This is a genomic window from Streptomyces glaucescens (assembly GCF_002154375.1).
GTDB lineage: Bacteria > Actinomycetota > Actinomycetes > Streptomycetales > Streptomycetaceae > Streptomyces > Streptomyces glaucescens.
In genome coordinates, this window is the sequence record NZ_MUND01000520.1 from 1 (window position 1) to 7,230 (window position 7,230).

Genomic DNA, 7,230 nt, shown 5'->3' on the forward strand with positions numbered 1-7,230 from the left:
CCCCCGATGAGCACCCGAGAAACCCCGACCGCCACCCCCCGATGAGGTTCCCCGCGTCATGAACTCCCGTCAGCGCCGCGGCGTGATACTGCTCCTCCTGTCCGTCCTGTGCGCCCTGGGCGCGTTCGCGGGCGTCCTCTCCGTCGTCAACGACGTGAAGTCCAAGGTCGGCCCCGAGGTCACGGCGTACCGCCTGAAGGCGGAGGTGGAGCCCTACACCCCGCTGACCGCCGCCCAGTTCGAGCGGGTCTCGATGCCGGAGCGGTGGCTGTCGCCCACCGCGGTCCGCGACCTGGCGGAGATCCGGGGCAAGATCGCCGTCACCACCCTCCGGCCGGGCTCCCTGCTCCAGACCGACATGATCGTGGAGCGGCCCGCCCTCCGGCCGGGCGAGCAGGAGGTCGCGATCCTGATCGACGCGGCGACCGGCGTCGCCGGGAAGATCACCGCGGGTGCCCGGGTGAACGTCTACGCCACCTTCGAGGGCGAACGCGAGGGCGCCCCCGACCAGTCCAAGATCATCGTCACCAACGCCCGGGTCCTCGACGTCGGCGAGCTGACCGCCCTGAAACCCGACGAGAACGACCGCGGCCGGGAGCCCACCGACGCCGTCCCGATCACCTTCGCCCTCTCCGCCCTCGACGCCCAGCGCATCACCTACGCCGAGTCCTTCGCCGAGCGGGTCCGGCTCGCCCTGGTCGCGCCCGGCGGCGACTCCGCGGTCCCCGACGAGGACCGGACGTACGAACTCGCGAAGGACAAGTGAGAGGCCCGCATGCCCACGAGGATCCTGCCGGCGGTCGGCGACGCGGACGCGGCCCGCTCCGTCACGACCCTGCTCAGCCAGCTCCCCGACGCCGAGCCGGTGGCCCCGGTGGCGGACTCCACCCAGCTCGTCGACACCCTCGCCCGGCTCGCCGCCGAGTCCGTCGACGAACTTCCCGAAGTCGTGGTCGTGCACGAGCGGATCGGTCCCGTGCCCGCCCTGGAACTGATCCGCGAGGTCGCCCTCCGCTTCCCCGCGGTCGGCGTCATCCTCGTCACCTCCGACGCGAGCCCCGGCCTCTTCCAGGCGGCCATGGACTGCGGCGCCCGCGGCCTGGTCACCCTCCCGCTCGGCTACGAGGAACTCGCCAGCCGCGTCCAGGCGGTCTCCCAGTGGTCCACCGGCGTACGCCGCCATCTCGGCCACGGCGGTGACGTCTCCACCGGCGCCGGCGGCACGGTCGTCACCGTCAGCGGGGCCAAGGGCGGCGTCGGCACCACCGTCACCGCCGTCCAGCTGGCACTCGCCGCCCAGGCCTCCGGGCGCACCACCGCACTCCTCGACATGGACCTCCAGGCCGGGGACATCGCCTCCTACCTCGACGTCCAGTTCCGCCGCTCGGTCGTGGACCTCGCCGCCATCACCGACGTCTCGCCGCGCGTCCTCGCCGACGCCGTCTTCCGCCACGACAGCGGCCTCGCCCTGCTGCTCGCCCCCGGCGAGGGCGAACGCGGCGAGGAGGTCACGGACCGCGCCGCCCGGCAGATCGTCAGCGCCCTGCGCTCCCGCTACGAGACGGTCGTCGTCGACTGCGGCGCCCAGCTCACCGGGGCCGGCGCGGCCGCTGTCGAGATGGCCGACACCGCCCTGCTCGTCACCACCCCGGACGTGATCGCCGTACGCGGTGCCAAACGCACGGTGCGCATGTGGGACCGGCTCCAGATCCGCAAGGCGGAGGAGACCACGATCGTCGTCAACCGGCACACGCGCGCCGCGGAGATCCAGCCCGCGCTGGTCCGCAGGATCACCGGCACGGCGGTGACCGCGACCACCGTCCCCGCCCACTTCAAGGAACTCCAGGCCGTCGTGGACGCGGGCCGCCTGCACGAACTGGACAACCGCAGCACCGTCAAACAGGCCCTGTGGGCCCTCGCCGGGGAACTCGGGCTGGTCAAGGCGGCACCCGAGGACCGCAGGGCGGGCGGGCGGCTGCGCGGCGACCGGGGCGCGGTGAGCCTGCGCAGGCGCCGGGACTCGGGGGGCTGACCATGGGGCGCACGCGGATACGGCACCCACGCCACCGGGACGGCGGCCAGGTCACGATCGAGTTCCTCGGCATGACCCCGCTGATCCTGCTCACGCTGGTGCTGCTGTGGCAGTTCGTGCTCCTGGGATACACCTACGTGCTCGCGGGTAACGCTGCCGACGAGGCGGTGCGGGCCGCCACCGAGGCGGGCCCGGGCGAGCGCGACGGTGCCTGCGAGGCGGCCGGGCGGGACAAACTGCCGGCCGCCTGGGAGGGGGGAGCGCAAGTGAGCTGTTCGGGCGGGGGCGGTTACGTCACGGCCGACGTCACCCTGAGCGTGCCCGTCCTCTTCCCCGGCACGGTCGACTTCCCCTTCGAGGTGACGGGCCACGCGGGCGCCGTCGAGGAGGAGACGGACTGAGATGCCGTACGACAGGAGAGCCCGGGACCGAGGCCAGGTGGCGCTGGAGTACCTCGGCTTCATCCCGATCCTGGTCCTCGTCGCGCTGGCCGCCGTCCAGCTCGGGCTGATCGCGTACGCCGCCCAGCAGGCCGGCACCGCGGCCCGCGCCGGAGCCCGCAGCGCCTCCCTGGACGGGCCCTACACGGCGGACTGCCAGGCCGCGGTCAGCGGGTGGCTGGCCGGCGGGACGTCCTGCACCAGCGCCGGAGGAGGCGACGAGGTGGAGGTCACCGCGACCGTCGACATTCCCTCCGTCGTCCCCGGCTTCGACTTCGGCGACGCCCACAAGTCCGCCACCATGCCCCGCGACCACGGACCGAGGAGTACGGAGCCATGAGCCTGCGGGCACGTATCAACTCCCCCGAGGAGCACGGCACCCGGGGCGAGGACGGCCACCTGGTCGCCTCCTACCGCGCCAAGCTCCTCGAGGAGATCGACCTCGCGGAGATGAGCGCGCTCGCCGCCGCCGAGCGCCGGGCCCGCCTGGAGCGCGTCCTCGGGCACATCATCAGCCGCGAGGGCCCCGTCCTGTCCACGGTGGAACGCGCCCAGCTGATCCGCCGGGTGGTCGACGAGGCCCTCGGCCTCGGCATCCTGGAACCGCTCCTGGAGGACGCCTCCATCACCGAGATCATGGTCAACGGCCCCGACGCGATCTTCGTGGAGCGCGGCGGCCGAGTCGAACAGCTCCCGCTGCGCTTCGCCTCCGACGACCAGCTGATGCAGACGATCGAGCGGATCGTGTCCACCGTCAACCGGCGGGTCGACGAGTCCAACCCGATGGTCGACGCCCGGCTCCCGTCCGGCGAGCGCGTCAACGTGATCATCCCGCCGCTCTCCCTCACCGGCCCCACCCTCACCATCCGCCGCTTCCCGCGCTCCTTCACGCTCCACGAGCTGATCGGCTTCGGCTCCCTCGACGAGCCCATGCTCTACCTGCTCGCCGGCCTGGTGCAGGCCCGGCTCAACGTCATCGTCTCCGGCGCCACCGGCACCGGAAAGACCACCCTGCTCAACGCCCTCTCCGGCCTCATCCCGGAGACCGAGCGGATCATCACCATCGAGGACTCCGCCGAACTCCAGCTCCAGCAGCAGCACGTCATCCGCCTGGAGTCCCGCCCGCCCAACGTCGAGGGCAAGGGCCAGATCACCATCCGCGACCTGGTCCGCAACTCGCTGCGCATGCGGCCCGACCGGATCGTGGTCGGCGAGGTCCGCGGCGGCGAGTCCCTGGACATGCTCCAGGCCATGTCCACCGGCCACGACGGCTCCCTGGCCACCGTCCACGCCAACAGCGCCGAGGACGCCCTGATGCGGCTCCAGACCCTGGCGTCCATGTCGGACGTCGAAGTGCCCTTCGTCGCCCTGCACGACCAGATCAACAGCGCCGTCGACGTCATCGTCCAGCTCACCCGGTTCGCCGACGGCGCCCGCCGCGTCACCGAGATCGCCCTCCTCGACAGCCACGGCGGAGAGCCGTACCGGCTGGCCACCGTGGCCCGGTTCGACGCGCAGCCGATGACCCCCGACGGCCGGGTCCACGGCGCCTTCCGGCACTTCCCGCTGCCCCGCCGCACCGCCGACCGCCTCTACCTGGCCGGCCAGCCCATCCCCCAGGCCTACGGCGTCGCCCACACCGCGGACCAGCTCGCGACCCGAGAGGCCAGGTAGCACGACATGGAGCCAGTGAAGCCAGTGGAGCCAGGTAGAACGCCATGGAACTGACCACCCTCGTCTCCCTGACGACCGGGATCACCCTGCTGACCTGCGTCCTCGCCGTCGCCGGCGTGCACGCCTACGCCACGGGCCGCGCCCAGCGCCAGGCCCTCGTCGACCGGCTCACGGCCACCGGCCAGGTCCCCGTCACCGGCCGCCGGCGCCGCTTCCGCGGCCTCGACCGCCGGGTGCGCCGCACCAAGGCCGGCCGGCGCCTGGAACTGCGGCTGGCCGCGACCGGACTGGACGTCACCCCCGGCGAGTTCCTCGCCGCGATGCTCACCGCGGTCGCCGGCCTCTGGCTCGTCGGACAGGCGGCCCTCGCCCCCTTCTTCGGCCCCATCGCGGGTCTGCTCGGCGTATGGGCGGCGCTGCAGTTCCTCAACTGGCAGCGCCAGAAGCGCATCGAGCGGTTCATCAACCAACTCCCCGAACTGGCCCGCATCCTGGCCAACGCCACCCACGCCGGGCTCGCCCTGCGCACGGCCATCGGCATGGCGGCGGAGGAACTCGAAGCCCCCGCGGGCGAGGAGCTGGCCAAGGTGGCGAACCAGCTCGCCGTCGGCGCCTCGATGGACGACGCGCTCGGCGAGCTGGCCGAACGCCTCCCCTCCCGGGAACTCGTCGTCCTGGTCACCACCCTGGTCCTCGCCAACCGCGCGGGCGGCCAGCTGGTCGGCGCACTGCGCAACCTCACCGAGACGCTGGAGGAGCGCAAGGAGACCCGGCGGGAGATCCGCACCCAGCTCTCCCAGGTGAACATGACCTCGTACGCGGTCCCGGTCATGGGCATCGGCTCCCTCTTCCTGATGAACGGTGTGAAGGACGGCGCCCTGGAACGGATGACCGGCTCGCCGGTCGGCCAGGCCTGCGTGATCATCGCGTTCGCGCTGTACGCGGTCGGATTCGTACTGATCCGCCGGATGTCCCGGATCGACGTCTGAGGAACCTGAGTCTTTCTAGGAAAGGGGGACCTGGGACATGGCACTGCTGCTGGCCCTGCTGACGGCCGTCGGCGTCGGGGGCGTCTTCGCCGGGATCCGCATGTACCGGGCGGACGCCAAACTGCCCACCGACCTCGCGCTCGCCCTGGAGGTGGGCGCCACCCGCACGGGCGCGGTCGACTCGCTCGTCGACCGCCTCGGCATGCGGTACGCGCCCGCCGTACTGCGCCTCATGGGCCCCAAACAGGTCGCCAGGTACCGTCGCAAGATCGACCTGGCGGGGAACCCCGGCGGCCTCACCATCGACCGCTACGCCGCGAGGCGCGCAGTGTACGGCGCCCTGGGCGGCGCGGGCGGCCTCATCTTCCTGCTCCAGGGCAACCTCCTCATGACCCTCCTGCTGCTCGCCTTCGGGGCGTTCTGGACGGAGGTCGGCATCTGGTCGGCGATCCGCGTCCGCAGGGACGTCATCGAACGCACCCTGCCGGACTTCCTCGACGTCCTCGCCGTCGTGGTCAGCGCGGGCCTCGGCTTCCGCCAGGCACTCGACCGCGTCGCGTCACGCTACGCGGGCCCCTGGGCCGACGAGCTGCGCATCACCCTCCGCCAGATGGACCTCGGCATGAGCCGCCGCGAGGCCTTCGCCGAACTGCGCCGCCGCAACGACTCCGAGCAGGTCGCCATGTTCGTGACGGCGTTGCAGCAGGGGGAGGAGCTGGGCGCCCCGATCGTGGACACGCTCGTCGCCCTCGCCAAGGACATGCGGCGCACCGACGCGCAGAACGCCCGCCGCAAGGCGGCCCGAGCCGTACCCAAGGCCACCATGATGATCACCACCTTCATGGTCCCGGCGACGATGCTGCTGCTGGGCGCCGGCCTCCTGCTGGGCTCCGGGACGGACTTCGGCACCATCACGGGTGAGTGACACATGGCGACGATGTCGACTCCTACGGGCCGCCGGGCGACGGGCCTGCGCGCGGCCGGACTGCGGGCCGCGGGGCTGTGGGCCGCGGGGCTGGGCGAGGCGGGGCTGCGGCTTCGCCGAGGCACGGGACAGCCGACGGAGACCCGGCGAGCCAAGACCCCGACGCCCCCGGCGCCGCCAACACCCTCAACGCCCTTGACGCCCCCAACGCCTCCGACATCCTTGACGCCCCCGATGCCATCCGCCTCCGCGCAGAACGTGGCGACCCCCGCCCTCTCCCTCCAGGTCAACGCGCTCCAGGCGCTCTGCCGCCAGGTGTTCGGATTCCGGCTGGCCATGATCGCCCTGGCCGCCCCCGCCGCGCTCCTCAACGCCGCCCCCGGCCTGGGAGCCAACCTCGTCGGCGCGGCGGTCGTGGTCACCTTCATGGCGTCGTACGCCCTGTTCCGCGACTGGGAACGCTTCGGCCCCCTCCTCCTGCGCCACCCCACCCTGCTGGCCGCCGACACCCTCTTCGGCTCACTCCTCCTCGTCTCCGCGGGCCCCGACACCACCCTCGCCTACGTCAGCGTCTGCACCCCCCTGCTCGCCGGCCTCGCCTACAGCTGGCGCGGCGCCGCCTGCTTCGCCTCCCTCCAGTCGGTGATCCTCCTCCTGGTCGAGGCGACCCTGGCCCGCTCCGAGCACCGCACCGCCGCCGAGGCCCTGCTCCTGCCCGGCCTGTGCGTCATCGCCGGGGCGGCCGGCTCGGCCCTGCGGGGCCTCATGCTCCGCTTCGGCGAGGCCACCCAGGCCCTCACATCCGTCCAGGCCCGCCTCGCCGCCACGGAAGCGGTCGCCGAGGAACGCGCCCGCCTCGCCCGCGAACTGCACGACTCGGTGGCCAAGACCCTGCACGGCGTGGCACTCGCCGCGGAGGGCCTGGCCGCCTCGGCGAACGCGCCGGCGCCGGACGCGGCGGTGCTGCGCCGGCAAGCGGACCTCGTCGCCCGCTCGGCCCGCAGAGCCGCCACGGAATCCCGCCAACTCCTCACCGACCTGCGCCACGAGCCGAACCCCCCGGAGTCCACGGACCTCCTCGCCCAGCTGGCCGCCCGCACCGCGGACTTCGCCGCCCGCACCGCCATCCAGGCGACCTGCCATCCCACAGGCGACCGCTTCCGTGGCGGC

8 protein-coding genes are annotated in these 7,230 nt (G+C 73.0%); all 8 read left to right on the top strand.

Going from position 1 to position 7,230, the window contains the following annotated elements; translation table 11 throughout:
* Positions 1-58 precede the first annotated feature (58 nt).
* Positions 59-766, top strand: coding sequence for a Flp pilus assembly protein CpaB (gene cpaB / locus CCN42_RS30155; protein WP_086740375.1), 708 nt, complete (start codon positions 59-61; stop codon positions 764-766).
* A 9-nt stretch (positions 767-775) separates the two neighbouring features.
* A complete protein-coding gene (locus tag CCN42_RS30160; RefSeq protein WP_086740376.1) occupies positions 776-2,032 on the top strand; it encodes a CpaE/TadZ family protein in 1,257 nt (418 codons plus the stop codon).
* A gap of 2 nt (positions 2,033-2,034) precedes the next feature.
* Positions 2,035-2,433: a TadE/TadG family type IV pilus assembly protein gene (locus CCN42_RS30165; protein ID WP_086740378.1), complete on the top strand. Its 399-nt coding sequence runs from the start codon at positions 2,035-2,037 to the stop codon at positions 2,431-2,433.
* A 1-nt stretch (position 2,434) separates the two neighbouring features.
* Positions 2,435-2,812, top strand: a complete 378-nt coding sequence (locus CCN42_RS30170; protein ID WP_086167284.1) for a TadE/TadG family type IV pilus assembly protein — start codon at positions 2,435-2,437, stop codon at positions 2,810-2,812.
* Positions 2,809-4,146, top strand: a complete 1,338-nt coding sequence (locus tag CCN42_RS30175) for a TadA family conjugal transfer-associated ATPase (protein ID WP_086740380.1) — start codon at positions 2,809-2,811, stop codon at positions 4,144-4,146. The genes CCN42_RS30170 and CCN42_RS30175 overlap by 4 nt, the downstream gene beginning before the upstream one ends.
* 44 nt (positions 4,147-4,190) lie before the next feature.
* Entirely contained in the window at positions 4,191-5,135 is a 945-nt protein-coding gene (locus CCN42_RS30180; protein WP_086740382.1) for a type II secretion system F family protein, read from the top strand.
* Between the two features lie 37 nt (positions 5,136-5,172).
* Positions 5,173-6,060: a DUF5936 domain-containing protein gene (locus CCN42_RS30185; RefSeq protein ID WP_086740384.1), complete on the top strand. Its 888-nt coding sequence runs from the start codon at positions 5,173-5,175 to the stop codon at positions 6,058-6,060.
* 234 nt (positions 6,061-6,294) lie between these two features.
* On the top strand, positions 6,295-7,230 hold a 936-nt coding region (locus CCN42_RS30190), incomplete at its 3' end, for a sensor histidine kinase (protein WP_245877531.1).